This is a genomic window from Promicromonospora sp. AC04, assembly GCF_003058225.1.
Classification (GTDB): Bacteria; Actinomycetota; Actinomycetes; order Actinomycetales; family Cellulomonadaceae; genus Promicromonospora.
Map to the genome: position 1 here is coordinate 47,100 of NZ_QBUG01000007.1, position 26,262 is coordinate 73,361.

A 26,262-nucleotide genomic window follows, 5' to 3' on the forward strand; every position below is an offset into this window, starting at 1 on the left:
GACGGCGGTGCGGGGCGGGACGACGACAGCGGGGGCGGAGCCGGGTCAGGCCACGCCCGCCGTCGTCCTCGGGCTGTTGGTGGCGTCCCGGTCGGCTGCGGCCCCGTCTGTGCCCCAGGCCTGGGCGAGCAGCTCGAACGAGCGGCGCGTCTCCGCGGGGTCGTGGGTGGCGGTGGTGACGAGCAGCTCGTCGGCGCCTGTGACACGCACGAGCGTCTCCAGCCGCTCGACGACGGTGGCCGGGTCGCCGACGATCCGGGTGTCGACGCGGTCGGCCACCAGCGCGCGCTCGGCGTCGGGCCGGTCGGTCCAGGCGGTGGCGGCCGACGGCGACGGGTAGGCGATGGCGCCGCGCTCGCCGCGGCGGATGGACAGCACCCAGTCGGCGAACGGCTCGGCGAGCACGCGGGCGCGTTCGAGGGTCTGTGCGACGAGCACGTCGGCCGACACCACGACGTAGGGCTCGGCGAGCACGCCCGGCCGGAACGCTGCCCGGTAGGCGGCGACGGTGTCCAGCACGGTGGCGGGACTGACGTGGAAGTTGGCCGCGAGCGGCAGCCCGAGCTCGCCCGCCACCGTGGCGCTCTCGCCCCCGCTGGACGCGAGCAGCCACAGGTCGAACGCCGCCCCCTCGACGGGCGGGCTCGCATAGGCGGCGCCGGTCCGGTCCCGGTAGGTGCCCTGCTGCAGCGCGAGCACGAGACCCACCTCCTCGCGGAAGCCGGCCGGCTTCCGGTGCGCGCCGATCACCTCCTGCTGGGCCAGGATCCGCTCGCGCAGCGCCGGGTCGTTGAGCCCGTTCGGCGGCGCGGGCGGCACGTACAGCCCGTCGACGAGCCGCGGGACGGCGGGCGCGGGCGGGCGCGGCGGTTGGGCCGGCTGGGCCGGCCGGGCGCCGTCGGCCGGCTTGTCCGACGACGACGGCGGCGGGGCGAACGCGCGCCCGAGCCCCAGGTCGACCCGGCCGGGGTGCAGGGCCGCGATGGTGCCGAACTGCTCGGCGGCGATCAGGGGCGACGTCGTGGACAGCAGCACCGCCCCCGAGCCGACGCGGATCCGCGAGGTGCGGGCGGCGACGGCGGCCGCCAGGACCGCCGGCGACGCCGAGGCGACGCCGGGCGCCAGGTGGTGCTCGGCGTACCAGACGCGCCGGTACCCGAGGGCGTCGAGATCGATGGCGAGCGACACGGCGCGCTGGATCGCCTGGACGCCGGTGGCGCCGTCGGCGACCAGGGCGAGGTCGAGGACGGACAGGGGGACTCTTCGGGTGTTCGTTCGGTCGGTCATGGTGCTCCTCACTCCTCGGTCTTGGGCAGGCCGGGCCGCGACGACGCGCAGGTCCTCGTCGGCCGGTCCGGCGGACCCCGATCCGCCGCCCCCGCCCGGCGGCAGGCCGGGCGGCGGGTACAGGAGGCGCGACTCGCCCTCGGCCAGGTCCGCGCTCATGGGGCCAGCCACTTCTCGAAGGGGAGCGGGCTGAACGGCTGCTCGCCCGCCGGGTCGCTATCGCCGGCCGCCGCAGCGGAGAGCGGCGTGTAGCCCGTGCTCCGGTAGAGCGCCGCCGCCTCCGGCTGCCGCGGGCCCGTGGTCAGGTAGAGCCGCGGGTAGCCCAGGTCGCGGGCCCGCGCCTCGAGCTCGGCCAGCACGCGCCGCGCCAGGCCGCGACGCCGGTGGGCCGCGTGCGTCCAGATGCGCTTGAGCTCCGCCGTCGGGATCACGGGGACGCCGTCCACGTCGCGGACGTCGGCCCGGGCCAGGCGCGCGGCCTCCCCGAGCTCCGGCTCGAGCCGACGGCGGAACGCGCCGCCCGCCACCGGCTCGCCGTCCTCCAGGAGCAGGACCAGGGAGCCGACGGGCGGAGCAAACTCCTCGGCGGCGTAGTGGGCCATCTCGGCCCGGTGCTGCTCCTCGGTCAGGAGGTCGTGGTACCGGGAGCGGTACTCGACCGAGAGCCCGGCCAGGAGCGGCTCGACCAGCGGGTCGGACAGGTGCACCTCCCGGACCTCCAGGGCCGGGGAGGTCTCCGTGGACGTCCCCGTGGTGGCGGTCATCGGGGTGCCTTCTCGCCCGCGGTCACGGCGAACGGCAGGTGGTTGCCCGACGCCGGGGCCGGGCACGTGCCGAAGTCCGTGAACGCGTACGGCAGGTTCACCGCCCGGTTGAGGTCCAGGCGCAGGGTGTCGGAGGTCGCGGGGGCTGGGTCCAGGTCCTGGTCCTGGTCCTGGTCCGGGTCCAGGGCTGAGTTCAGGGCTGAGTTCAGGGCTGAGTCCTGGGCCACGTCCGGCGCCGTGATCCGGAGGATCCGCCAGGGTGCTACGCCGTCGGCCTCGTCGGTGAACAGGAGGGCCGGCTCCGTGAGGCTGCCGGTCAGGGCCAGGGTGGTGACCGTCCCGTCGCGGGCGATGTCGACCTCGCCGAACACCTCGACGTGGTGCACCAGGCGCGGCTGGGCGGCGCCGACCGTGATGGGCTCCGGCTCGTCGTACCAGCGCACGGGGACGTCCAGCACCCAGTCCGGGTCGTAGCCGAACGCGGGGACGCCGTCGAACCCCGTGCGCGTCGCGGCCTGCGGGTCGCGCGGGCGGATGCCGTACCGGCCGGTCCGCAGCACCACCTCTACCGCTACCTCGTGCTCGTCGTCGGCGTCGTCCCGGCCCTCCGGCAGGAACGTGCCGATGATGCGGCTGCGCCCCTCGGCGACACCGACCGCCGTCGGGCCCTCCGGCTCGACGTGCTCGCCCGTCAGCACCACCGTGTCCCCTGGCACTGGCCGGGTGAACAGCTTCCGGTCGGCGACCCACCACTCGCCGGGCAGGCCGGGCAGGCGCCCGGGCTTCGCCGTCGGCCAGAGGAGGGCGGTAGGGCTCAGCCACCCGTGCGGCGAGCGCAGCTCGCGCTCGCGGGCGGCGTGCCAGGCGGCGTGCTCGCGGGCGGCGGCGTCGGGCGCGCTCTGGACCTGTGCGTCAGATGCTGCGTTGGTCGCCGCCTCGGTCGCTGCGTCCGTCGCCGCCGTGTCGGTCGCCGGGTCCGCCGCCGTGTCGGTCGCCGGGTCCGCCGCTGGGGCCGCCGGGGCCGTCGTCTTGCTCAGTACCTCGGTCATGTCAGGTCCTTCCGGTCGGGGTGCGCAGCAGTGCGGGCACCGGGGATCGCCGCGATCAGCTCGGCGGTGTACGGGTGGGCGGGGTGGTCGAAGACGCGCCCGACGGGTCCGGTCTCCACGAGCCGCCCGTTGCTCATCACCCCGACGTGGTCGGCGACCTGCCGCACCACTGCCAGGTCGTGCGAGATGAACAGGTAGGTGAGGCCGTGCTCCGCGCGCAGCCGGGCGAGCAGGTCGAGCACGCGGGCCTGCACGGAGACGTCGAGCGCGGAGGTCGGCTCGTCCAGCACGAGCAGCTCCGGGTCGAGCGCGAGCGCCCGCGCGATCGCCACCCGCTGGCGCTGCCCGCCCGACAGCTCGGCGGGCCGGCGTCGGGCCAGGTCCGGCGAGAGGTGCACCTGCTCCAGGAGCTGCGCCACCCGGTCGCGGCGCTCCGCGCGGTTCCCGACGCGGTGCGCGCGCAGCGGCTCCTCCACGACACCGGCCACCGTGAACCGGGGGTCCAGCGACGAGTACGGGTCCTGGTGCACCAGCTGGGTCCGACGGCGGGTGGCCCGGTCGCCGCCGACGGGGGCGCCGTCCAGCTCGACGACGCCGGCGTCGGGCCGCTCCAGGCCCAGGACGAGTCGCGCGGTGGTCGACTTGCCCGAGCCGGACTCCCCCACCAGCGCGAACGCGGAGCCGCGCGGCACGGCGAAGGACACGTCGTCGACGGCGCGCAGCCGTTCGCGGCGGCCCAGGCGAAACTCCTTGACCAGGGCGTGCGCGGCCAGGAGCACGGGCTCCGGTGCCGATCCCTCACCGGTGGTCGGGCTCGTGACCGACGTTGCGCTCGTTGCCGACGTTGCGCTCGTGGCCCACGTTGCGCCCGTCACGGAAGTCGCGCTCGTGACCGACGTCGCGTTCGTGACCAACTTCGCACCCAGGCCTGACGTCGCACCTGGGGCCGAGACCGACGTTCCGCTCCCTGCTCGGTTTGTCGCGCTCGCCTGACCGGGTGCTGTGAAGGCTGCGCTTGGCACAGTATTTCTGCCAGGCACTGCCGCCACGAGCTCCCGCGTGTACGGGTGCTCGGGCGCGCCCAGCACCCGAGCGGCCGGGCCCTCCTCGACCACCACGCCGTCCTTGAGCACCACTACGCGATCGGCCCGGTCGGCAGCGATCGCGAGGTCGTGCGTGATGAGCAGCACCGCCGTCCCCGCGCGGCCCGTGAGGTCAGCGAGCAGGTCGAGCACGCGCCGCTGCACGGTCACGTCGAGGGCCGACGTCGGCTCGTCCGCGATCACGAGCTCCGGCTCGCACGCCATGGCGATCCCCACGAGCACGCGCTGGCGCATGCCGCCCGAGAGCTGGTGCGGGTACTGCCGCGCCCGCTCCCGGGGCCGGTCGAGCCCCACCTCGTCCAGGATCTCGATTGCCCGCTCGCGCGCGGCCCGGCGCGGCGTCCCGTGCACCACGAGCGCCTCCGCGACCTGCTCCCCCACCCGTACCACCGGGTCGAGCGCGGTGCCCGGGTCCTGCGGCACGAGCCCCACGCGCACGCCGCGCACGCGCCGCCAGGCGTCCGGCAGGAGCCCGGTGAGCGGCACGGTGCGCGGCCCGGCGCCGAGGGTCACCTCCCCCGAGGTGACGCGGCCGCCGTCGGGCAGCAGGCCGATGAGGGCGTGGGCAGTGGTGGACTTGCCGCTCCCGGACTCGCCGACCAGGGCGACCACCTCGCCCGGCCGCACGTCCAGGTCCACGCCGTGCACCACCTCGTGGTCGCCATAGGCGATCCGCAGACCGCGCACCCGCAGCAGGCTGCCCGACGGCGCGGGGTCGTCCGGCGCGGGTGTTTCCGCCTGGGCCGGCGCGGTGGTGCCCGGCACGGAGGCCCTCGTCGTCAGTGTCATCGGTCGGTCCTTCCCTCGCGGGTGAGCGCCCGCCCGAGCACGCCGACGGCGAGCACGAACAGCGCGATGACCAGGCCCGGCAGCGTCGAGTACCACCAGGCGACGGCCAGGTAGTCGCGGCCCTCGGCGACCAGCGAGCCCCACTCGGGAGTGGGCGGCGTGGCGCCGTACCCGAGGAAGCTCAGGGCGGAGACCGCGAGGATCACCGCGCCGAGCTCGACGGCCGCGAGCGCCAGCACGGGGCCGGCCGCGTTCGGGAGCACGTGCCGCAGCAGGACGGCGGTGCGGCCGGAGCCGGCCAGCCGCGCGGCCTCCACGTAGGTGGCGTGCCGCACCCGCAGCACCTGGCTGCGCATGACGCGGGCGAACGTGGCGACGGAGGCCACGCCGACGGCGATCGCCACCTTCACGGTCCCGAAGCCGAGCGCGGTGACCACGGCGAGCGACAGCAGCAGGCCGGGGATGGCGAGCAGTACGTCGGTGGCGCGCATGAGCGCGTCGTCGACCGGGCCGCCGAGGAAGCCCGCGACCAGCCCGACCCCGGATCCCGCGACCAGGGCGACGCCGATGGCGAGCAGCGCGGCCCGCACCGAGAGGCTGGTGCCGTGCACGGTGCGCGCGAACAGGTCGCGGCCGAGGTGGTCGGTGCCGAACCAGTGGGCGCCGTCGGGCGGGAGGAGCTTGTCGGCGGGGACGCCGGTGATCGGGTCCTGGCCGGTGAACAGGCCGGGGAACAGCGCCCAGGCCAGGATCAGGAGCACCACGGCGAGCGCGACCAGCGCGGCGGGCCGGGTGCGGGCCAGGGCGAGGCCGCGGGGCAGGGTGTGGGGCGCGGCGCGGGTCGGCGTGCGGCTCATCGCGCGCCTCCCCCGCTGCCGGCGCGGCCGCGGCCGCCGCTCAGCACCCGGGGGTCGAGCAGGGGGTGGGCGAGGTCGACCAGCAGGCTGGTGACGACGAAGACCGCGGCGGCGACGACCACCAGCCCCTGGACCACGGGGATGTCCTGCGTGGTCACGGCGTTCTCGACGAGCCGGCCGAAGCCCTGCCGGGAGAACACCGTCTCGACCACCACGGTGCCGCCGAGCAGGTTGCCGACCAGGACGCCGAGGACGGTGACGGTCGGGAGGGACCCGTTGCGCGCCACGTGGGCGCCGAGCACGCGGGCCCGCGAGGAGCCCTTGGCGAACGCTGTCTCGACGTAGGGCGCCCGCCAGGCCTCACGCAGCCCCTGGGACAGCACCTGCGCGACGACGGCGGCCAGCCCCACGGCGAGCGTGACCGCGGGCAGCACCAGGGAGGCGAATCCCTCGTTGCCGACCGCCGGGAAGACGAACCAGGTGAACGAGAACAGGTGCAGCAGCACGAGGCCGACCCAGAACCCGGGCACCGCGACGCCGAGCGGCGGCAGCGAGAGCAGCAGGTCGCGCAGCCAGGCGGCCCTGGTCCAGGAGGCGAGGGTGGCGATCCCGACGCCCGCGACCAGGGCGAGCACGAGCGCGAGCCCGGCGAGCTTCGCCGTCTCGGGGAACGCGTCCGCGATGAGACCCGCCACGGGGGCGCCGCTGCTGATGGAGGTGCCGAGATCGCCCGTGAGGGTGCGGCCGAGCAGCGTCAAGTACTGCTGGACCGGGCCCTGGTCGAACCCGTAGCGCTCGCGCAGCTCGGCGACCCGCGCCGGGTCCACGCGCTCGCCCCCGGCGCCCTGGTCGAGCATGATCGCCACGGGGTCGCTGGGCAGCAGGTACAGGATCAGGTACGAGACGGTGAACGCCGCCCAGAGGACCGCGGCGGCGCCGGCGAGCCGGCGCAGGACGTAGGCGAGCATCACTCCTGCTCGATCCATGCGTCGTGGAACAGCAGGCGGGAGGAGGCGTCGAAGGTGACGCCGTGCACGTCGCCGCGCACCCCTATCGACTGCGCCAGCTCGAACAGCGGGATCGCGAGACCCTCGTCGAGGATCGCCCGCTGGGCGTCCGCGACGAGCGCGTCGCGGGCGGCCGGGTCCGCCTCGCCGAGCTGCTCGTCGAGCAGGGGGTCGACGACGTCGTCGGGCTCGCGCAGGCTGAGGTTGCGCTGGGCCGTGGAGAACTGGGTGCGCAGGATGTCGGCGTCGGCCCGCGTGACGTTGTAGTAGAAGAAGTCGTAGTCGCCGGAGTCCTGGGCGGTGGTCTGCTCGGCCGCTGTGAGCTGGCGGAGCTTCAGGTCCACCCCGACCGCGCGCAGCTGCTGGGCGGCCAGCTCCAGTACCGGGGTGCTGCCGGTGAACACCGGGGTGTAGGTCACCTCGATCTCGAGCGGCTCGCCGTCCTTGACGCGGATGCCGTCCGGGCCTTCCGTCCACCCCGCCTCGTCGAGGATCTTGGCGGCCTCGTCGGGGTCGAACGCGAGCTCGTCCGACAGGTCGGTGTAGCCCGGCGTGGTCGAGGCGAGCACGCCGGTGGCCGGCTTGAACGCGTCGGACAGCACGGTGTCGACCAGCTCCTGGCGGTCGATCGCGACCAGGAGCGCGCGGCGCACCTCCGGGTCGTCCAGGGGCGGCCGGGTCAGGTTGGGCTGCAGCACGAACGGCACCCCGGGGTTGGCGCGGGTCAGCACCCCGCCGCCCGAGCCCTCGACCTGCGGCACGTCCTGCGGCAGCACGTCGCCGACGGCGTCGAACTGGTCGGAAGCGAGACCGCCGGCACGCACCCCGGACTCCGGGACCACCGAGAACTCGATGCGCTCCAGGTACGCGTCGCCCTCGTGCTGCGACGAGGCGGGTGCCCAGTTGTAGCCGTCGCGCCGGGTGAGCACGGCGCCCTGGTCCTGCGTGTAGCTGTCGAGCACGAACGGCCCCGAGCCGACGACGTCGCCCTGCAGGCGCTCGGCCGGGTCCGCCTCGGCGGTCTCCTCCGACAGGATCGCCAGCGACACCGTCGAGGTGGCCTGCAGGAACTGCGCGTTCGGCGCGTCGAAGACGACGGTCGCCGTGCCGTCGTCGGGCACCTCGGTCTTCTCGTAGCCCGCGAGGTAGCTCGCCGCGAGCGGCGCGGTCGCCCCGAGGTCGCCCGCGATCGCGTCGAAGCTGGCCCGCACGTCGTCGGCGGTGAGCGGGCTGCCGTCCGAGAAAGTCACGCCGTCGCGCAGGTGGAACGTGAACTCGGTCAGGTCGTCGCTGACGTCCCAGCTCTCGGCGAGCCACGGCCCGATCTCGCCGGTCTCGGGGTCCTGGTCGGTGAGCGAGTCCGCGAGCTGCCGCGCGACGTAGATGCTGACGTTGCTGCCGACCTGCTGCGGGTCAACGCCCTGCGGCGCGGCCCCGAGCGCGAACCGGAGCGTGCCGCCCGGCGTCGGGTCGGCGGGCGCGGCGCCCGAGGCGGTGTCGGGTCCGGCGCAGCCGGTCAACGCGAGGGCGGTGGCCAGGGCCACGGCGAGGGCGGCGGGCGCGGTGCGGTTCGGCGTCGCGCGATTCGGCGCGCTGTGGTTCGGGATCGTGCGGCGCGGGTGGGTCCGGACCATGGGAGGGGCGTCCTTTCGGGGCACGGCAAAGCAGACCCGCGCGCGGGTACGCGCAGGTCCGTCACCGGATGTGACGTGGGGGCGGGGATGAGTGCGGCGGGCGAGTGCGGCGCAGCGCGGGGCGGCGGGTGGGTGCGGCAGGTCGGTCAGGAGACGCGAGGTGACAGAGCGCGGGACGTCGGACCCGGGCGGGTACGACGCGGACCGGCCTCGAGGACCGTTCAGCGGGGGGCGCTGCTAGGTCTTACCTGGGTGCGGTCAGCGACAGGCGGGACAACACTCGCGGACACAACACATGGAGCCGGCGTGCGCGATCCGCACCGTGCCGTTCGTCGCTCGTGCCATGTCGGTCTCCCTCCGATTCGAATTTCCTATCACTTTGATAGGGATTCGATATGCGGGAAGGTACGTCCGCCCGCAGGGCATGTCAACGGACGTCGGGAAGGTCTCGCATTGCGGACGGAACGCCCGGTGACATGGCTACGAGCGGCAGCTCAGACGTCGCCGTAGACACCCTCGAACACGTCCCGGTAGGCCGCGGCCAGGCGCAGCCCGTCGTGCTTGGCGGTGTCGTCACCACGGCGGACCTGCCGCATGATCACGCGCGCGCCCATCGACGCGGCGGCGGCCTCCAGGGCAGTGACGTCCTCGACGGCGGACGGGTCGGCGAGCACGGCGTCGACCCGCAGTCCGGGCGCATGTTTGTGCAGGGCCTCAAGGTGGTCGACGGCGGTCAGGCCCTCCGTCTCGCCGTTCTCCGCGGTCAGGTTGAGCGTCACGCAGCGGCGCGCCTTGGTGACGTGCAGGGCGTCCGCGAGCTCCGGCACCAGCAGGTGGACCAGCACCGACGAGTACCAGGACCCCGGCCCCAGGACCACCCAGTCGGCGTCGAGCACCGCCTGCACCGCCTCCGGGGAGGCGGGCGGGTCGGCCGGGAGCAGGCGCAGCTGTTCGATCCGGCCGTCGGTCACGGCGACCTTGCTCTGCCCGACCACGGTCTCCAGGGCGGGCTCGGGCTCCTCCGGGGTGGCGGGGTGCCGCACGTCGGCCTCGACCACCAGCGGCACCGAGGCCATCGGCAGCACCCGGCCCCGGGCGCCGAGCAGGCGGCCCACCCAGTCCAGGCCCTCCACCTCGTCGCCGAGCAGCTCCCACAGCGCCACGATCAGCAGGTTGCCCATGGCGTGGTTGTCCAGGTCGCCCGACGACGAGAAGCGGTGCTGCAGCATCGCGCTCCACGTGCGGCCCCACTCGGAGTCGTCGCACAGGGCCGCGAGCGCCATCCGCAGGTCGCCCGGCGGCAGCACGTCGAGCTCCTCGCGCAGCCGGCCGGAGGAGCCGCCGTCGTCGGCCACCGTCACGACTGCCGTGAGGCGGTCCGACATGAGCCGCAGCGCGGACAGGCTGGCGGACAGGCCGTGGCCGCCGCCGAGAGCGACGACCGACGGGTTCTTGCTCCACTCCGGAGCGGGGACGTCGGGCACCCCTGGGGCGTGCGGGATCACTCGCGACCCAGATCGCGTGCCGAGACGGTGACGAGCTGTCCTCGGGCGCGCAGGCGTTCGGCGATGGCGTCCGACATGGCGACGGACCGGTGCTTTCCTCCCGTGCATCCCACTGCGATGGTCACGTAGCGCTTCTCCTCGTTGAGATAGCCGGCGAGCACGGGGGCCAGGGCGTCGACGTAGCGGTCCGCGAACTCGACGGCGCCCGGGCGGGCGAGCACGTAGTCGCGCACGGGCTCGTCGCGTCCCGTCAGGTGCCGCAGCTCGGTGATCCAGTACGGGTTGGCGAGGAACCGTACGTCCACGACGTGGTCCGCGTCCAGGGGGATGCCGTACTTGAACCCGAACGAGATGACGTTGATCCGCAGCACCTCGGTCGCGTCGTGCGCGAGCCACGCGCGGATCTCGCGGGCGAGGTCGTGCACGGACAGGTCGGAGGTGTCGATCCGCAGGTCGGCGCGCTCGGCCAGGGTCGCGACCACTGCCCGCTCCTCCGCGATGCCGTCGAGGATGCGGCCGTCGCCCTGCAGCGGGTGCGGCCGGCGCACCTGCTCGAAGCGGCGCACGAGCACCTCGTCGCTCGCGTCCAGGAACAGGATCCGGTAGGCCACCTTGGCCTCCGTCATGTGCACGAGCACCTTGTCCAGCTCCGAGAAGAACTGCCGGCCGCGCACGTCCACGACGACGGCCACACGCTCGATGCTTGAGCCCTTGGCCATGAGGTCGACCAGGGGGATCAGCATCATGGGCGGCAGGTTGTCGACCACGTACCAGTCGAGGTCCTCCAGCACGGCGGCGGCCCGGGACCGGCCGGCGCCCGACATCCCGGTGATCACCAGGACCTGCGGCTCGCTCGGCTCGGGGGTGTGCGTGGCGGCCTCTATCGCGGCGATTCCCTCGGGGGCCGTGGTGGGCGACGGCTCGGTGTTGCTCATGGCTCCAAGCATGCCAGCGTCAGGCCTTCAGGGCGGCCACTACCGCCTCCGCCGTCTTGTCCCCCATGCCGCGCACGCTGGCGATCTCCTCGACGCTGGCGGCCTTGAGCCGCTTGAGCGAGCCGAAGTGGGTCAGCAGCACCTTCTTGCGCGCCGGGCCGAGCCCGGGGACGTCGTCGAGCACTGAGGCGGTCATGCCCTTGCTGCGCCGGCGCCGGTGCTGCGTGATCGCGAACCGGTGGGCCTCGTCGCGGACGCGCTGGAGCAGGTACAGGCCCTCGCTGGAGCGCTGCAGGATGACCGGGTAGTCCTCCCCGGGCAGCCACACCTCCTCCAGGCGCTTGGCCAGGCCGCACAGCGCGACGTCGGTGATGCCGAGCTCGTCCATCGCCTTCTTCGCCGCGGCGACCTGGGGCGGCCCGCCGTCGACCACCACGAGGCTCGGCGGGTAGGCGAACCGCGCCTTCTCCTCCGGAGCGTCGGCGGCGACCTCGCCGCCGGGCAGCGCTCCGGGCAGGGCGCCGGCGGGATCCTCGTCCGCGCGGTCCTCTCCCGTCGAGATCTCGACGTCGTTGGCCTTGAGCCGGTCGGTCAGGTACCGCTTGAAGCGGCGCGTGATGACCTCGTGCATGGCCTGCGTGTCGTCGCGGGCGCCGTCGCCGTCCGACCCGCGGATGCTGAACGAGCGGTACTCGCTCTTGCGGGCCAGGCCGTCCTCGAAGACCACCATGGACGCGGACTGGTACGTGCCCTGCGTGTGCGAGATGTCGTAGCACTCGATACGCAGGGGCGCCGACTCCAGGTCGAGCGCCTCCTGGATCTCGCGCAGCGCCTGGCTGCGGGTCGTGAGGTCGCCCGCGCGGCGGGTGCGGTGCAGCATGAGCGCGTGCTCGGCGTTCTTGCGGACCGTCTCGGCGAGCTCCTTCTTGTCGCCGCGCTGCGGCACACGCACGTCCACGCGGGCGCCGCGCAGGCCGGTGAGCCACGTGCCCACCTGCTCCAGGTCGGGCGGCAGCACGGGGACAAGGACCTCGCGGGGCACGGCGTCGCGGGCCTCGGGACCGCTCAGGTCCTGGTCGGACCCGTACACCTGCTGCAGCAGGTGCTCGACGAGCTCGCCGTCGGAGATGTCCTCGACCTTCTCGACCACCCAGCCGCGCTGGCCGCGGATGCGGCCGCCGCGCACGTGGAAGACCTGGACGGCGGCCTCCAGCTCGTCGCCCACCAGGGCGAACACGTCGGCGTCCGTGGCGTCGCCGAGCACCACCGCGTTCTTCTCCGTGGCGCGGCGGAGCGCCTCGATGTCGTCGCGCAGGCGGGCCGCCTGCTCGTACTCCATCTCGGCGGCGGCCTCCTGCATGCGCTTGGTGAGCCGGCGCTCGAACTTGGCGGTGTCGCCCGCCATGAAGTCGCAGAAGTCCAGGACGAGCGCGCGGTGGTCGTCCACGCTGATGCGGCCCACGCACGGCGCCGAGCACTTGTCGATGTACCCGAGCAGGCACGGACGTCCCGACTGGCCCGCCCGCTTGTAGACCCCCGCGGAGCAGGTGCGGATGGGGAACACCCGCAGCAGCAGGTCGAGGGTCTCCCGGATGGCCCAGGCGTGCCCGTACGGCCCGAAGTACCGGGTGCCCTTGCGCTTGGCCCCGCGCATCACCTGGGCGCGCGGCACCTCCTCGCCGAGGGTCACCGCGAGGTACGGGTACGACTTGTCGTCCCGGTACTTCACGTTGAACCGCGGGTCGTACTGCTGGATCCAGGTGAACTCGAGGGCGAGCGCCTCGACCTCGGTGCCCACCACGGTCCACTCGACCGACGCGGCGGTGGTCACCATCCGCTGCGTGCGCTCGTGCAGGTGCGCCACGTCCTGGAAGTAGTTCGCCAGGCGCTGGCGCAGGTTCTTCGCCTTGCCGACGTAGATGACCCGGCCGTGCTCGTCGCGGAACCGGTAGACACCGGGCGCGGTCGGGATCTCTCCCGGCTTGGGTCGATAGGTAGCTGGATCCGCCATGGCACAAACCTATGCGCTGCCACTGACAACGCGGGCGGCGTGCCCGTGGTCACCGCTGAACGATGCCGTCCGCGGTGACCGGAACGCTGCCCGGACCAGGCTCTATGAGCATGGCCCCGTGCCTGAGGTTCCGCTCCGGCTCAGGCCAGGACGTGGAGCGGCGTCGGCGAGACTTGCACGGGGAAGTTCACCGACCTCGAGATGAAGCACATCGCGTGCGCCTTGTGGTGCAGGGCGGCGACGTGCTCGTCCGTCGCGAGCTCGCCGGGGTCCGCCACGACCCGCGGGTGCAGCGTCACGTCCGTGAACGCGCCCTCGCCGCGCGACTCGACCCGCATGGTGCCGGTCGCCGCGTCCGTGTACTCCCGCACGACCAGGCCCGACTCCGCCGCCAGGTGCAGGAACCACAGCATGTGGCACTGGCTCAGGCTCACGACGAACAGCTCCTCGGGGCTGTTCCGGGCCGGGTCGCCCCGGAACGCGGGGTCGGCCGACCCCAGCAGGGGCGGCTTGTGGGGCAGGTCGATCTCGTGGTCGCGCGAGTACGAGGTGTACGACGACGTACCCGTCTCCCCCGCGCCTGTCCACCGCACCGTCACGGCGTAGTCATGCGTGGCTCCGCTCATATCGCCCACCCTAGGGGTGGGCGTCGTGGGCAGCCAGGGGTAATTGGCGCTCTGTCGGATCCGGGTGGCGCAACCGGGCTAGAGGTCTCAAAATGAAAGCGCCCCCTGGATCACATGGATCCAGGGGGTTGGCTCAATCGTCTGCGCGGTCTCAAGCCCGCGCCTCTGCAGAGGAGATTACCAGTGACACATTCGGCGTCGCAAGCGTTCCGCCCGGCGCACGCGTTCGAGGTACATATCTCCGCCGCACGGTTCGCGCCCTATCTCGACCAGGCAGACGGCGACCCCGATCTCGCGTTCGAGCTCTACCAGTGGAACGGCCGTCTCACCGGCGCCGTGCACGAGGTGCTCGGATTCGTCGAGGTCGCGCTCCGCAATGCACTGGATGTACGCCTGCGCACCTGGAACGCCGCTCAGCCTCCCGCACCCAAGCACGGTGTGCGCGAGTACACGCATGACTGGCTCGAAGTACCCGCAGCACCGCTCTACGGCCTGCTCACCACAGTCCGGCACGGTCGACGTCACAGCACCCATTCCAGAGCAACGAAGCGGGCAGCCGAGAGCCGCGATGCGCGTGAGCCCCGCCATCCGCGATTCGGGCGACCGGTGACCCACGACGACCTCGTGGCAAACCTGATGTTCCGCAATCGCGTAGCTCACCACGAGCCGCTCATCGACCTGGACGTCCAGGCCTATCACCGCACCATGGTCCGGCTCCTGCGCGCGATCGATCCTGTCCTCGGTGACTGGTTCTCGGGCGCCTCGCCGGTGCCTGGAGTGCTCAGATCGCGGCCGGTCTGAGCTGCGGAACGGCGTGCGGGGTCGGGCGGACAGCCCGCCCGACCCCGCCACCAGGGCGCATCGCCCTCAGGCCGTGGCCCCCGCCTTTGCCTTGCTCGTCCTCTTGGCCGCGGGCTTGCGCTTCGCCGAGCCGTTCGTCGGCTGCAGCGCCGGGACCTCCCCGGCCCGCGCGTGCCCGTCGAGGATCTCGGCGAGGTACGTCCCGGTGTGGCTCTCCGGGACCGCCGCCACGGCCTCGGGCGTGCCCTGCGCAACGACGTTGCCGCCGCCGCTGCCGCCCTCCGGCCCCATGTCGATGACCCAGTCGGCGTTCTTGATGACGTCGAGGTTGTGCTCGATCACGATGACCGTGTTGCCCTTGTCGGCCAGCGACTGCAGCACGCCGAGCAGCCGGCGGACGTCCTCGAAGTGCAGGCCCGTGGTCGGCTCGTCCAGCACGTAGGCCGAGCGGCCCGACGAACGCTTCTGCAGCTCCGCCGCCAGCTTGACGCGCTGCGCCTCGCCGCCGGACAGCGTGGGCGCCGGCTGCCCGAGCCGCACGTACCCCAGGCCGACGTCGACCAGGGTGGACAGGTGCCGCGAGATCGCCGGGAACGCCTTGAAGAACTCCGCGGCCTCCTCGATCGGCATGTCGAGGACGTCGGCGACCGTCTTGCTCTTGAAGTGCACCTCGAGCGTCTCGCGGTTGTACCGCGCCCCGTGGCAGACCTCGCACGGCACGTAGACGTCGGGCAGGAAGTTCATCTCGATCTTGATCGTGCCGTCGCCCGCGCACGCCTCGCAGCGGCCGCCCTTGACGTTGAACGAGAACCGGCCCGGCCCGTAACCACGGACCTTGGCCTCCTCGGTCTCCGCGAAGATCTTGCGGATCCGGTCCCACACGCCCGTATAGGTGGCGGGGTTCGACCGCGGCGTGCGGCCGATCGGCCCCTGGTCCACGTGCACCACCTTGTCGAGGTGCTCCAGGCCCGTCACGCGCCGGTGCCGGCCGGCCACGCGGCGGGCGCCGTTCAGCTGGTTCGCCATGACCGTGTACAGGATCGAGTTGACGAGCGTGGACTTGCCCGAGCCGGAGACGCCGGACACCACGGTCAGCACGCCGAGCGGGAACGACACGTCGACGTCCCGCAGGTTGTTCTCCCGCGCGCCCACGACCGTGACCTGCCGGTCCAGGTCGATCGCCCGGCGCTCGGCCGGGACCGGGATCGAGCGCCGCCCGGCCAGGTACGCGCCCGTCAGCGAGTCCTTCGCCTCGAGCAGGCCGGCGTAGTCGCCCGAGTGGATGACGTGGCCGCCGTGCTCGCCGGCGCCCGGGCCGATGTCGACGATCCAGTCGGCCGCGCGGATCGTGTCCTCGTCGTGCTCGACGACGATCAGCGTGTTGCCCAGGTCGCGCAGGCGGGTGAGCGTGTCGATGAGGCGGCGGTTGTCGCGCTGGTGCAGACCGATCGACGGCTCGTCCAGCACGTACAGGACGCCGACCAGGCCCGAGCCGATCTGGGTCGCGAGCCGGATGCGCTGGGCCTCGCCGCCGGACAACGTGCCCGCGGGGCGCTCCAGCGTCAGGTAGTGCAGCCCGACGTCGAGCAGGAAGCCCAGGCGGGCGTGGATCTCCTTGAGCACCTCGGTGGCGATCTGCGCCTCGCGCACACCGAGCTCGATGCCCTTGAGGAACTCGGCGGCCTCGCCCACCGGGAGGCGGCTGACGTCGGCGATGGACAGGCCGCCCACCTTGACCGCCAGGACCTCCGGCTTGAGCCGCGCGCCCCCGCACGTCGGGCACGGGACCTCGCGCATGTAGGCCTCGTACTTCTCCTTGGACCAGTCGGAGTCGGTCTCCCGGTGCCGGCGCTCCAGGAAGGTCACCGCGCCCTCGAACCCGGTCGAGTACTGCCGCTCGCGGCCCCACCGGTTCTTGTACTTGACGTGCACCTTGTGGTCACGCCCGTGCAGGATCGCCTCCCTGGCCCGCTCGGGCAGGGCCCGCCACGGAACGTCCATGGAGAACTTCATCTCCTCGGCGAGCGCGGTCAGCACCCGCTCGAAGTACTCCGACGACGTCTGCGCCCACGGGGCGACGGCGCCCCCGCGCAGCGTCTGCTCGTCGTCCGGCACGAGGAGGTCCGGGTCGACCTCCAGCCGGAAGCCGATGCCGGTGCACTCGGGGCATGCGCCGTACGGGGCGTTGAACGAGAACGTCCGCGGCTCGATCTCGTCGAGCGCCAGGGTGTGCTCGTTGGGACACGCCCGCTTCTCGGAGAACTTGCGGGTGCGCGTCAGGTCGTCGATGTCTGCGTCGACCAGCTCGATCATCACGAGGCCGTTCGCCAGCGTGAGCGCGGTCTCCACGGAGTCGGTGAGGCGGCGCTGCACGCCCTCGCGCGACACGAGCCGGTCCACGACCACCTCGATGTCGTGCTTGAGCTTCTTCTCCAGCGTGGGCGGATCGGTCAGCTGCACGACCTCGCCGTCGACCCGGGCGCGCGAGAAGCCCTTGGCCTGCAGCTCCTTGAACAGGTCCGCGTACTCGCCCTTGCGGCCGCGCACCACGGGTGCCAGCACCTGGTACCGCGTGTTCTCGGGCAGCTCGAGGATCTGGTCCACGATCTGCTGCGGCGTCTGCGACTGCACCTTCTCGCCGCACACCGGGCAGTACTGCGTGCCCGCGCGGGCGTAGAGCAAGCGCAGGTAGTCGTACACCTCGGTGATGGTGCCGACAGTGGACCGCGGGTTGCGGTTGGTCGACTTCTGGTCGATCGACACCGCGGGCGACAGGCCCTCGATGAAGTCGACGTCGGGCTTGTCCATCTGGCCCAGGAACTGGCGCGCGTACGCGGACAGGGACTCGACGTACCGGCGCTGACCCTCGGCGAAGATCGTGTCGAACGCGAGCGACGACTTACCCGATCCCGACAGCCCTGTGAACACGATCAGCCGGTCCCTGGGCAGGTCCAGATCGACGTTCTTGAGGTTGTGCTCTCGGGCACCGGAGACGACGAGACGATTGCTCACAGAGGCATCCTAGGGCTGCCCGCTGACATTCGCACACCTGTTCCATGAATCAATCTGACTGACTCGTCACACCAGCAGGCGTCAGCGGACCGCGCGGCCGTCCACGACGCCCGATCGGCGCACGCGCGCCTGCAGGTCCAGCGCTCGCAGCAGGTCCTGCTCGTGGGCGTAGGAGCCGTCGACGAGCCGGCGCCGGACGTCCACCACCTCCTGCGCGTGCTCCGCGGCGGAGTCGCGCAGCCCGAGGTCGAGGTGCACCGAAACCAGGTTCGACAGCGCGGCCGCCAGGCCCGGCAGGTGCACGTCGGGGCCACGGCCGGCGAGGTCCCGGCGCACACGCACGGCCTCCGCCGTCGGCCCGACGGCGTCCTGGGACCGTCCCACGTCGATGAGCGCCGCGCCGAGGTTGAGCAGCGCGTCGGCAAGGTCGGCCTCGAAGCGGCCGGGGTCGTCCGCGGCGAGCACCCGCAGCAGGGCGACGGCCTCCTCGGTGGGCGCGACGGCGTCCTCGGCCCGCCCGAGCTCCGAGTAGAGCACCCCGAGGTTCGACAGCGAGCGGGCGAGGTACTGCTCGCCGGGGTGGCCGTCCTCCGCGAGGCCGCGGCGGATCGCCACGGCCTCCTGCTCCAGGGGCAGCGCCTCGTCGAGCTCGCCCGCCCGCGAGTAGGTGACTGAGAGGTTCGACAGCGAGGCAGCCAGCATCCGGCGGAACCGGGCCGGGTTCTCCCGCACGAGCCGACGGCGCAGCAGCACGGCCTCCCGCTCGATGGCGATCGCCTCGTCCAGGTCGCCGAGCCGGGAGCGCATCGCGCCGAGCGAGGCGAGGGCGTAGGAGAGCTGCCAGGTGTTCGCGGCCGGGTTCTCGCGGGCCAGGTCGCGCCGGATCGCTACCGCCTCGACCACCGGATCGATCGCCTCGACGTCGCGGCCGAGCGCGGCGTACGCGTTGCCGAGGTTCGTCAGCGCGTGTGCGAGCTGGTACCGGTGCCGCTCGGGCGCCTGCAGCACGAGGCGGCGGCTGAGGTCCACCGCCTCCTGCGCCATCGCGGGGGCCTCCTCCGGGCGGCTCTCGGTGAGGGCCACCGACCGGTTGGACAGCGTCAGCGCCAGGGAGACGCCCCACTGGCGGGGGTCGCGAGCCACGAGCGTCCGCAGGATCGGGATGACCTCGGTGACGGCCGCCTCGTACTCCCTGACGTAGCCCATCTCGTACTGGGTGACCGCCAGGTTGATCAGTGCCCGGGCCAGCTCCGCCTCGATCCAGGACCGGTCACGCGCCGGACCCGCCCGGCACAGCTCGACGGCCTCGAGCTGCAGCGCCAGGGCCTCCTGGGCGAGCCCGGCATCCCAGTTCGCCGTGCCCAGCGCGTGGACCGCGCTGACCAGCGCGGTGCGGTACCGGTCAGGATCCCCGGCCGCGATACGGCGCCAGGCGACGATCGCCGTCTCCAGCGTGTCGAGCGCCTCCGCCAGGCGCCCGGAGTCCTTCAGGGAGACACCGAGGTCGACGAGCGCCTCGGCCCGGCCCACGGCGTCGCGCGCCGCGGCGACGGCCAGCTCGCCCCGGTCGACGTCGTCCGAGGTGGCGTCCTTCAAGCTGCGCGGCTTGAGCAGGAACATCGTCCGCATGGCGCGCGGGTCGTCCCCGCAGGAGTCCGCGGCGCGGCGCAGGAGCTCGCTCGCGAGCGCGACCACCCCGGGTATCTCCGCCAGCTCGACCTCCAGGCGGCGGGCGACGCGCACCACCCGCAGCGCCACCTTCCGCGACAGGCCCCACGTGCACGAGCCGACCAGGCCCACCGACCGGCCGAGCCGGTCGGCGATGAGCACGTCGGCGACGCGGTCGTGCCCGGCGGCGCTCGACCCCAGCTCCACCACGGAGTCCTGCAGGCCGAGCAGCCAGCGCACGCCCGCCCGCCAGGGCACCCCGGGGACCACCCGGCGCAGCACGTCGCGCGCGCTCGCGGTGTCGTCCGCGCCGAGCAGGCACGCGGCCGCGACGACGTCCTGGACCTCGTCGAGGGTCAGCTCCAGCCCTTCCTCCCGCGCCGACCGGGCCCAGGAGTCCGCCGCCACGTTCAGGAGCCCGCGCACGGGGCCGGACTCGTCCTCGAGGACGAGCACTCCGTCGGCGGCGAGCACGGCGAGCGCCGCCGCGGCGTGCAGGTCGACCACGCGGGTCGCGCCCTCCTGGGTGGGCACCGGGAGGACGGTCCGCACGGAGCCGTCGACGCCGAGCCGCTCCGCGAACGCGGCGATCGCGGCGTACAGCACGTCGGCATCGGAGAGGTCGGGCGCCAGCGGCAGCTCCAGCGCGGTCTGCGTGGCGTCGCCGTACTCGAGCTGCGGCCACAGCGTGGAGCCCCAGCGCAGGCGGCGCAGCCACTCCCCGGCCACGCGGGCGAGCAGCAGGACCCGGGTCCGGCCACGCGCGGGGCGGGCAGCGGCGTCGAGCATCGCGCCCAGGCCGAGCCGCGTCGCGGCGTTGTCCACGACGAACAGGACGTCGCCCTGCGGCCGGGCGCGGAGGGTGGCGGCCTCGCGGCCGCGCGGCACGGGGACGACGGTCCAGCCGGAGTCGGCCAGCTGGTTCCCGAACTCCTGGGCGAGCCGCGTCTTGCCGAATCCGGCGGCGCCGATGACGAGCCGCAGGCTGATCGGCGCGGCGCTCTCGGCCCATGCGTGGAGCTCGTCGAGCTCCTGCCGGCGGCCCTGGAACGGGACGACGGCCCGGGCGGGGTCGAGCAGCGCCGTCGGCCGCCGGATGTCGTCCGGAGGCGGCGCGTCGGCCGCAGCCGAGAGCGGGCCGCGGCTGACCGCTGTACGGGCGGCTCGGACCGCGGCAGCCAGCCTGGTCGAGACGTCCGAGACCACCACGATGACCCAGTCAACCGGACGAACGTCCAACACTCAAGAGGTACGAGCAGAGTGATTCACCCCGTTAACAAAGCACGGCGCGACAGATTGCCCGCCAGTCCGGCAATGCGGGCAAAGGTTGCATACCGCCCTCGATCGCGACATCCTTCCCCTCGGCCGGGTGAAAGCCCGGCCGTTCCACGACCGCACGGACGAAAGGCAGGCACGTGAGCCTGAACCTGAACAAGCTCGTCGACAAGGCCTACAAGGATCAGAGCATCGCCGCGATCCTGGCGGCTCCGCCGTCGGCTCTGCTCGGCCTCACGCCGAAGCACGACGAGATGCTCGCCGAGCTCAAGATCAAGACGATCGAGGACCTGGGCAACTGGCAGCACGCGGTCCACGCGCAGGCGCTCGTGACCCTCGCGGACGCCGAGGTGCCCGCGGTCGCCGGCGACAAGTAGGCCCGACCCGGCGGTCGCACCAGACCCGTCAGTCGCGCGACGGCGCCCGTCCACCTCACGGTGGGCGGGCGCCTTCGCCGTCCACGGAGCCCGCCCGCGGAGCCTGGCCAAAGCCCGACCGCAGAGCCCGTCCGCAGAGCCCGGCCGCAAAGCCCGTCCGCGGCGCCGTCCTCAGAGCCCGAACCGCTCCACGTCCCGCATCTTGTTGGTCGCGTCCAGGGCCGCGACCTTGTACGCCTCGGCGAGCGTCGGGTAGTTGAACACGGTGTCGACCAGGTGGTCCACGGTGCCGCCCGTGGTCATGATCGCCTGCCCGATGTGGATGATCTCCGTCGCGCCGGTCCCGAACACGTGCACGCCCAGCACCTTGCGGTCCTCGGTGGAGACCAGCAGCTTGAGCATCCCGTAGGAGTCGCCGACGATCTGCCCGCGCGCCAGCTCGCGGTAGCGCGCGACCCCCACCTCGTACGGCACGCCGGCCGTGGTGAGCTGGTCCTCGGTGTCCCCGCAGTAGGAGATCTCGGGGATCGTGTAGATCCCGATGGGCTGCAGCTCCAGGATCGAGGAGACCGGCTCGCCGAACGCGTGGTACGCCGCGAGCCGCCCCTGCTCCTGCGAGGTCGCCGCGAGCGCCGGGAACCCGATGACGTCGCCGACGGCGTAGATGTGCTCGACGTCGGTGCGGAACTGCTTGTCGACCGGGAGCCGCCCGCGCTTGTCCGCCTCGAGCCCGGCCGCGGCGAGGTCGAGGGTGTCGGTCGAGCCCTGCCGGCCGGCGGAGTAGAGGACACAGTCGGCCGGGATCCGCTTGCCGGAGGCCAGCGCGGTGACGGTCCCGCCCTCTCCGGCGGTCACGGACTCGACGGCCTCCCCCAGCCGGAACGTGACGGACAGGTCGCGCAGCTGGAACTTGAGCGCCTCGACGACCTCGGAGTCGCAGAAGTCGAGGATCTTGTCGCGCACCTCGACGACCGTGACCCGCGTGCCGAGCGCGGCAAAGACCGACGCGTACTCGATGCCGATCACGCCGGCGCCGACCACGACCATCGTCCGGGGCACCTCGGTCATGTCGAGGATCCCGTCGGAGTCGACCACGCGGACGCCGTCGAACGCGATGTTCCCGGGGCGCGCGGGCCGGGTGCCGACCGCGATGACTATCTTGTCGGCGCTCAGTCGCCGGACGACGTCGCCCTCGGCGTCCGTCACCTCGATGTCGTGCGGCCCGGCGAACCGGGCGCTGCCCACCACGGTCTCGACGTGGTTGCGGGCGAGCTGGTTGCGCACCACCTCGAGCTCGCGGCCGATGACGTGCTGCAGCCGGGCCAGCAGGTCCTGGACGGTGATGTGCTCCTTGAGCCGGTAGCTGGAGCCGTACACGTCCCGCATCTGCAGGCCGGTCAGGTACAGGACCGCCTCGCGCAGCGTCTTGGACGGGATCGTGCCCGTGTGGAGACTGACCCCGCCGACCATGTCGCGCCGCTCGACGACCGCCACCCGCTTGCCGAGCTTGGCAGCGCCGATCGCGGCCTTCTGGCCGCCCGGCCCGGAGCCGATCACGACGAGGTCGAAGTGGTTCTCGCGTGCATCCATGCTCTGAGTGTGGGGGGTGGGGCCCGTCCGTGACGAGCGACTTCATCAGGAATTAACCGGCCGCGCCCGCCGGATGGCAGGCTGGCGCCCATGAGCATCTTCGCAGTGAGCTACACCTACAACGACGACGTCGCGACCCGTGACGAGGCCCGCCCGAGCCACCGTGACTTCCTGCGCGGCCTCAATGCGGACGGCATCGTCCGCGCCTCGGGTCCGGTGGACAACGGTGGAGCGGCGCTGATCATCGTGGAGGCGGAGTCCGTCCAGGCCGTCGAGACCCTGCTCGACGCCGACCCGTTCGCGACCCGCGGCCTCATCGCCGAGCGCACTGTGCGCGGGTGGGACGTCGTGATCGGCGGCCTGGCCGAGTAGCCGGGGACAGCGCGCGAGGGACGGCGGGCGCGCGCACCCAGGTGCGCGCGCCCGCCGTCGTCCGGCCCGGCCGGCTCACGCGCAGGTGAGCTCCGGCGCCGCCCACGTCGAGTGGTCGTAGTTGATCGACCCGTCCGCGTCTCCGGCCCGCAGCACCAGCTCGGTCACGCCGGTGGTGTCGACGTCGAGCGGCGCGGCGCCGTCCGCCCCGGTCAGCTCGCCGGACTCGGCGAGCACCTCGCCGTCGCCCAGCACGGTGAAGGTGACCGACCCGAGGTCGCCCACCTCGTCGTCGACGCCGACGTCGGCGGTGAACCGCGTGCACTGTCCGCCGAGGTAGTACACGACCTCGGAGGCCGCGTGCGCGGCCAGGCCCTTGTCGTAGACCACCCCGCCGACCGTGATCGGGTTGCCGTCCACGGACTCGTCCAGGCCCAGCTCGCCCCAGCCGACGTGTGCGCTCACCGGGTCGAGGTCGCTGAGCCACCCGGTGCCCGACGGCGGCACCGCCACCCGCACGTTCCCGTGCCCGGCCACCGCCGTGACCGTGCCGAGCTCGGTGGTGTACCCGAGGGAGCCGGTCAGGTCGTGCAGGCCGGTGGCGGCGTCGGCGGTCGCGGTGACCCGCCACGTCGCGGTGAGCGAGCGGCCCCCCGGCAGCGCGTCGGCGTCCGGCACATCGACCTCCTGCGCGACCCACCCGTCCGGCACCGCCAGGTCCCACGACAGCTCGGTCGCGGGCGTGGTGCCGTGGTTGGTCGCGGTCACCGACGCCTCGAACGACGCCCCCGGGTCGAGGTATCCGGTGCCGGACCCGGTCTTCGTGGTGACCTCCGCCGAGACCAGCGGGTCGGCGTGGCCCGGCCGTGCCGGCGTCACCTCGACGTAGAGCGAGCCGTGCGCCGGGACGGAACCCCGGATCTCGCCGCGCGTCTCGGTCACGCCGCCGTCCCACAGGTCGCGGACGGCGTACGCGGGCGCATCGTCCAGCCCGAGCACCTCGGCAGTGGTCGAGACCGTGCCCGCCTGGTCGGAGCGGTTGAGCAGCACGGCAGCGACGCCGCCGTCGGCCAGGGGCTTGGCCCAGACCTCGACGTCGCCGTCGTCCGCGACCCGGTGCCCCTGCACACCCGCCCAGTCCTGGTTGACCGCGAGGACCTCGGGGTCCGTGAGCACGGCCAGGGTCTCGGCGTCCATGTCGCGCAGGTCGTTGCCCGCGATGAGCGGGGCGTTCATGACCGACCACAGGGCCATGTGCGAGCGGTACTCGTCGGTGGTCATGCCGCCGTTGCCGACCTCGAGCATGTCGGGGTCGTTCCAGGCGTTGGGGCCGGAATAGGCCTCCAGGCCGACCTGCTGGTCGAGGATGGAGGTGACGCTCCCCCAGTTGTCGGAGATGTCGCCGGTGGTGCGCCAGAGGTGTCCCAGCTCGGGGCCGAAGCTCGCCCACGGGTCGCTCTCGCCCCACTCGCAGATCGAGAACACTATGGGCCGGCCGGTGGCCAGCAGCGCCTCCGCCATCGCGGTGTACCGCTCCAGCGCGGGGCGGCCCTCGTTGTTGCAGTTGTCGTACTTGAGCAGGTCGACCTCCCACTCGGCGAACTTCGCGGCGTCCGCCTCCTCGTGGTCGAGGCTGGCCGGCAGGTGCTGGCACGTTGCGGTCCCCGCCGACGAGTAGATGCCGAGCTTGAGGCCCTTGGCGTGCACGTAGTCGGCGAGGGCCTTGATGCCGCTCGGGAACCGCTCGGGGTCTGCCTGGAGGTTGCCGTCGGCGTCGCGCGCGGGTGCCATCCAGCAGTCGTCGATGTTGACGTACTCGTAGCCGGCGTCCGCCATGCCGGAGGCCACCATGGCGTCGGCGGTCTCGCGGATCAGCTCCTCGTCGATGTCGCACCCGAACTTGTTCCACGAGTTCCACCCCAGGGGCGGCGTGGGGGTCAGCGGCAGCTTCTCGAAGGCCGCGGCCGCCCGCTCGTCCGGCGACGGCGGCGGCGCGGCCGTCGCGGGCAGCCCGGCGAGCACCAGTGCGGCTGCTCCGGTGATAGATGTGAGCGCTGAGATGAGGGGGGTCAGGATGCGCGTTCGGATCACGTGCAGGCCTCCTTGCCTGAGTGGATCGCTGCCGGTCCGACCGGTCGCCCTGCCGGGCCACAGGCAATTTCACCCGCAGGTGGCCGCCGTGTCAACGCTCGCCGGCGGCCCGCGACCACCGACGGCCCCACCCGGTGACGGCGACGGCGGCCGCCTCCGGCGTCGGACAGCGGGCCGGCGGCCGCGCCCACTCTCGTGGACGCGGCCGCCGGCCCGCTGTACTGCTTGTTGGTGCCTGGTCGGCGTTACTTCGACACGTCCTCCGAGGCCTCCTCAGCGGCCTCCTCAGCAGCCTCCTGCTTGGCCTCGATCCGCGCGTCGTACGCCGATTTCATGAGGCTCGCCACGGTGCCGACCACGAGCGATACGACGATCACCGTGAGCGACAGCCAGATCGGGATCTCGGGCGCCCACTCGAAGCCCTCACCGCCGTTGATCCACGGCAGCGAGTTGGTGTGCAGCGCCTCGAGGATCAGCTTGATGCCGATGAAGCCGAGGATGGCCGAGAGCGCGAGGGGCAGGTACACCAGCCGGTCGAGCAGGCCGCCCAGCAGGAAGTAGAGCTGGCGCAGGCCCATCAGCGCGAACAGGTTGGTGGCGAACACGATGAACGGGTCCCTCGTGATGCCGAAGATCGCGGGGATCGAGTCGACCGCGAACAGGACGTCCGTGGAGCCGATCGCCAGGAACACGATGATCATCGGCGTGAAGAGCCGGCGGCCGTCGATAGTGGTGGTCAGCTTCGCGCCGTTGTACTGGTGGTGCAGCGGCAGGACCCGCCGCATCATCCGGATGAGCGCGTTCTCCTTGTAGTCGTCGTGCTCCTCCGGCGACTCGGGCATCGCCTGCTGGATCGCCGTGTAGATGAGGAACGCGCCGAAGATGTAGAAGAGCCAGGTGAACTGCTCGATCAGGGCCGCACCCGCGAGGATGAACGCGGCGCGGAAGATCAGCGCCATGATGATGCCGACCATCAGCACCCGCTGCTGCTGCTCACGCGGCACCGCGAACCGGGCCATGATGATGACGAACACGAAGAGGTTGTCGACGCTCAGGGAGTACTCCATGAGCCAGCCGGCGTAGAACTCTGCGGCCGGGGTGACACCGCCGACGCCCCAGACGATCGCACCGAAGATCACCGCCAGGCCCACGTAGAAGCCCACCCAGATGGCGCTCTCCTTCATCGACGGGACGTGCGGGCGACGTCCGACGATGAGGAGGTCGGCGATCAGCAGGACGAGCATCGCCGCTAGCGAGATCACCTCGAAGGTCACGGGAAGTTCGTGGACCATTGTTTCCTTCCGGAACGGGGAGGAACGCGCGACAGCATCGAGCCTCCGGTGTGTACAGCAGGGCACCGGAGGTCTTCCTCGCTCGCCCCGAGCACCAGCCTGGCCGAAACCAGATGATGATGCACGACGAGCCGGCCAGGCCGAGCTGACGTCATCGGCAGCTGTGATGACGACCAAGCCGTTTCGAGGTACTCCCCTCCAACGGGGGAAGCATACG

19 protein-coding genes are annotated in these 26,262 nt (G+C 72.7%); 3 read left to right on the forward strand and 16 right to left on the reverse strand.

The window, feature by feature from the left end:
* Positions 1-45: 45 nt before the first annotated feature.
* The 11 genes from C8K30_RS18540 to C8K30_RS18590 form a co-directional block, all read right to left on the reverse strand.
* Positions 46-1,446: an LLM class flavin-dependent oxidoreductase gene (locus C8K30_RS18540; protein WP_233257277.1), complete on the reverse strand. Its 1,401-nt coding sequence runs from the start codon at positions 1,444-1,446 to the stop codon at positions 46-48.
* The gene (locus tag C8K30_RS18545; RefSeq protein ID WP_108494404.1) at positions 1,443-2,051 is read right to left on the reverse strand and encodes a GNAT family N-acetyltransferase; all 609 of its coding nucleotides are present in this window, start codon (positions 2,049-2,051) and stop codon (positions 1,443-1,445) included. The genes C8K30_RS18540 and C8K30_RS18545 overlap by 4 nt, the downstream gene beginning before the upstream one ends.
* Complete coding sequence (locus C8K30_RS18550; protein WP_108494405.1) at positions 2,048-3,100, reverse strand: DUF1684 domain-containing protein; 1,053 nt, start codon at positions 3,098-3,100, stop codon at positions 2,048-2,050. The genes C8K30_RS18545 and C8K30_RS18550 overlap by 4 nt, the downstream gene beginning before the upstream one ends.
* On the reverse strand, positions 3,097-4,992 hold the full coding sequence (locus C8K30_RS18555) for an ABC transporter ATP-binding protein (RefSeq protein ID WP_108494406.1): 1,896 nt from the start codon (positions 4,990-4,992) through the stop codon (positions 3,097-3,099). The genes C8K30_RS18550 and C8K30_RS18555 overlap by 4 nt, the downstream gene beginning before the upstream one ends.
* A complete protein-coding gene (locus tag C8K30_RS18560; protein WP_108494407.1) occupies positions 4,989-5,849 on the reverse strand; it encodes an ABC transporter permease in 861 nt (286 codons plus the stop codon). Before C8K30_RS18560 ends, C8K30_RS18555 begins: the two co-directional genes overlap by 4 nt.
* Positions 5,846-6,817 carry an ABC transporter permease gene (locus C8K30_RS18565; protein ID WP_108494408.1) on the reverse strand — a complete coding sequence of 324 codons (972 nt, stop codon included), beginning with the start codon at positions 6,815-6,817 and terminating at the stop codon, positions 5,846-5,848. Before C8K30_RS18565 ends, C8K30_RS18560 begins: the two co-directional genes overlap by 4 nt.
* Positions 6,817-8,490: an ABC transporter substrate-binding protein gene (locus tag C8K30_RS18570; RefSeq protein ID WP_108494409.1), complete on the reverse strand. Its 1,674-nt coding sequence runs from the start codon at positions 8,488-8,490 to the stop codon at positions 6,817-6,819. Before C8K30_RS18570 ends, C8K30_RS18565 begins: the two co-directional genes overlap by 1 nt.
* 494 nt (positions 8,491-8,984) lie before the next feature.
* Positions 8,985-9,974, reverse strand: a complete 990-nt coding sequence (gene yvcK / locus C8K30_RS18575) for a uridine diphosphate-N-acetylglucosamine-binding protein YvcK (RefSeq protein WP_108494410.1) — start codon at positions 9,972-9,974, stop codon at positions 8,985-8,987.
* 17 nt (positions 9,975-9,991) lie between these two features.
* Positions 9,992-10,930: an RNase adapter RapZ gene (gene rapZ / locus C8K30_RS18580; RefSeq protein WP_108494411.1), complete on the reverse strand. Its 939-nt coding sequence runs from the start codon at positions 10,928-10,930 to the stop codon at positions 9,992-9,994.
* A gap of 19 nt (positions 10,931-10,949) precedes the next feature.
* Positions 10,950-12,941 (reverse strand): excinuclease ABC subunit UvrC, encoded by a 1,992-nt coding sequence (uvrC, locus tag C8K30_RS18585; protein WP_108494412.1) that lies wholly within the window; start codon positions 12,939-12,941, stop codon positions 10,950-10,952.
* A gap of 140 nt (positions 12,942-13,081) precedes the next feature.
* A complete protein-coding gene (locus C8K30_RS18590) occupies positions 13,082-13,567 on the reverse strand; it encodes an OsmC family protein (RefSeq protein ID WP_108494413.1) in 486 nt (161 codons plus the stop codon).
* A 114-nt stretch (positions 13,568-13,681) separates the two neighbouring features.
* On the opposite strand from C8K30_RS18590, the gene C8K30_RS18595 reads away from it, so the two are divergent.
* Positions 13,682-14,368, forward strand: a complete 687-nt coding sequence (locus C8K30_RS18595; protein ID WP_146197523.1) for a hypothetical protein — start codon at positions 13,682-13,684, stop codon at positions 14,366-14,368.
* A 66-nt stretch (positions 14,369-14,434) separates the two neighbouring features.
* Here C8K30_RS18595 and uvrA read toward each other — a convergent pair whose 3' ends face one another.
* On the reverse strand, positions 14,435-17,380 hold the full coding sequence (uvrA, locus tag C8K30_RS18600) for an excinuclease ABC subunit UvrA (RefSeq protein WP_108494415.1): 2,946 nt from the start codon (positions 17,378-17,380) through the stop codon (positions 14,435-14,437).
* 81 nt (positions 17,381-17,461) lie between these two features.
* On the reverse strand, positions 17,462-20,287 hold the full coding sequence (locus tag C8K30_RS31690; protein WP_146197524.1) for a tetratricopeptide repeat protein: 2,826 nt from the start codon (positions 20,285-20,287) through the stop codon (positions 17,462-17,464).
* A 176-nt stretch (positions 20,288-20,463) separates the two neighbouring features.
* Here C8K30_RS31690 and C8K30_RS18610 point away from each other — a divergent pair, with 176 nt between their 5' ends.
* A complete protein-coding gene (locus C8K30_RS18610) occupies positions 20,464-20,700 on the forward strand; it encodes a hypothetical protein (RefSeq protein ID WP_108494417.1) in 237 nt (78 codons plus the stop codon).
* A 171-nt stretch (positions 20,701-20,871) separates the two neighbouring features.
* On the opposite strand, the gene sthA is transcribed toward C8K30_RS18610, so the two are convergent.
* Complete coding sequence (gene sthA / locus C8K30_RS18615) at positions 20,872-22,290, reverse strand: Si-specific NAD(P)(+) transhydrogenase (RefSeq protein ID WP_108494418.1); 1,419 nt, start codon at positions 22,288-22,290, stop codon at positions 20,872-20,874.
* Positions 22,291-22,380: 90 nt separating this feature from the next.
* Here sthA and C8K30_RS18620 point away from each other — a divergent pair, with 90 nt between their 5' ends.
* A complete protein-coding gene (locus C8K30_RS18620; protein ID WP_108494419.1) occupies positions 22,381-22,662 on the forward strand; it encodes a YciI family protein in 282 nt (93 codons plus the stop codon).
* 75 nt (positions 22,663-22,737) lie between these two features.
* Here C8K30_RS18620 and C8K30_RS18625 read toward each other — a convergent pair whose 3' ends face one another.
* Together C8K30_RS18625 and C8K30_RS18630 are read right to left on the reverse strand one after the other, a co-directional pair.
* Positions 22,738-24,753, reverse strand: a complete 2,016-nt coding sequence (locus tag C8K30_RS18625; RefSeq protein WP_108494420.1) for an NPCBM/NEW2 domain-containing protein — start codon at positions 24,751-24,753, stop codon at positions 22,738-22,740.
* Between the two features lie 245 nt (positions 24,754-24,998).
* Positions 24,999-26,045 carry a TerC family protein gene (locus C8K30_RS18630; protein ID WP_108494421.1) on the reverse strand — a complete coding sequence of 349 codons (1,047 nt, stop codon included), beginning with the start codon at positions 26,043-26,045 and terminating at the stop codon, positions 24,999-25,001.
* Positions 26,046-26,262: the final 217 nt, after the last annotated feature.

Excerpts from the sequence above, each read along its gene's own strand:
- C8K30_RS18540 (WP_233257277.1), bottom strand. The coding sequence starts at position 1,446 with ATGAGCGCGGACCTGGCCGAGGGCGAGTCGCGCCTCCTGTACCCGCCG.
- C8K30_RS18545 (WP_108494404.1), bottom strand. The coding sequence starts at position 2,051 with ATGACCGCCACCACGGGGACGTCCACGGAGACCTCCCCGGCCCTGGAG.
- C8K30_RS18550 (WP_108494405.1), bottom strand. The coding sequence starts at position 3,100 with ATGACCGAGGTACTGAGCAAGACGACGGCCCCGGCGGCCCCAGCGGCG.
- C8K30_RS18555 (WP_108494406.1), bottom strand. The coding sequence starts at position 4,992 with ATGACACTGACGACGAGGGCCTCCGTGCCGGGCACCACCGCGCCGGCC.
- C8K30_RS18560 (WP_108494407.1), bottom strand. The coding sequence starts at position 5,849 with ATGAGCCGCACGCCGACCCGCGCCGCGCCCCACACCCTGCCCCGCGGC.
- C8K30_RS18565 (WP_108494408.1), bottom strand. The coding sequence starts at position 6,817 with ATGCTCGCCTACGTCCTGCGCCGGCTCGCCGGCGCCGCCGCGGTCCTC.
- C8K30_RS18570 (WP_108494409.1), bottom strand. The coding sequence starts at position 8,490 with ATGGTCCGGACCCACCCGCGCCGCACGATCCCGAACCACAGCGCGCCG.
- rapZ (WP_108494411.1), bottom strand. The coding sequence starts at position 10,930 with ATGAGCAACACCGAGCCGTCGCCCACCACGGCCCCCGAGGGAATCGCC.
- uvrC (WP_108494412.1), bottom strand. The coding sequence starts at position 12,941 with ATGGCGGATCCAGCTACCTATCGACCCAAGCCGGGAGAGATCCCGACC.
- C8K30_RS18590 (WP_108494413.1), bottom strand. The coding sequence starts at position 13,567 with ATGAGCGGAGCCACGCATGACTACGCCGTGACGGTGCGGTGGACAGGC.
- C8K30_RS18595 (WP_146197523.1), top strand. The coding sequence starts at position 13,682 with ATGGATCCAGGGGGTTGGCTCAATCGTCTGCGCGGTCTCAAGCCCGCG.
- sthA (WP_108494418.1), bottom strand. The coding sequence starts at position 22,290 with ATGGATGCACGCGAGAACCACTTCGACCTCGTCGTGATCGGCTCCGGG.
- C8K30_RS18620 (WP_108494419.1), top strand. The coding sequence starts at position 22,381 with ATGAGCATCTTCGCAGTGAGCTACACCTACAACGACGACGTCGCGACC.
- C8K30_RS18630 (WP_108494421.1), bottom strand. The coding sequence starts at position 26,045 with ATGGTCCACGAACTTCCCGTGACCTTCGAGGTGATCTCGCTAGCGGCG.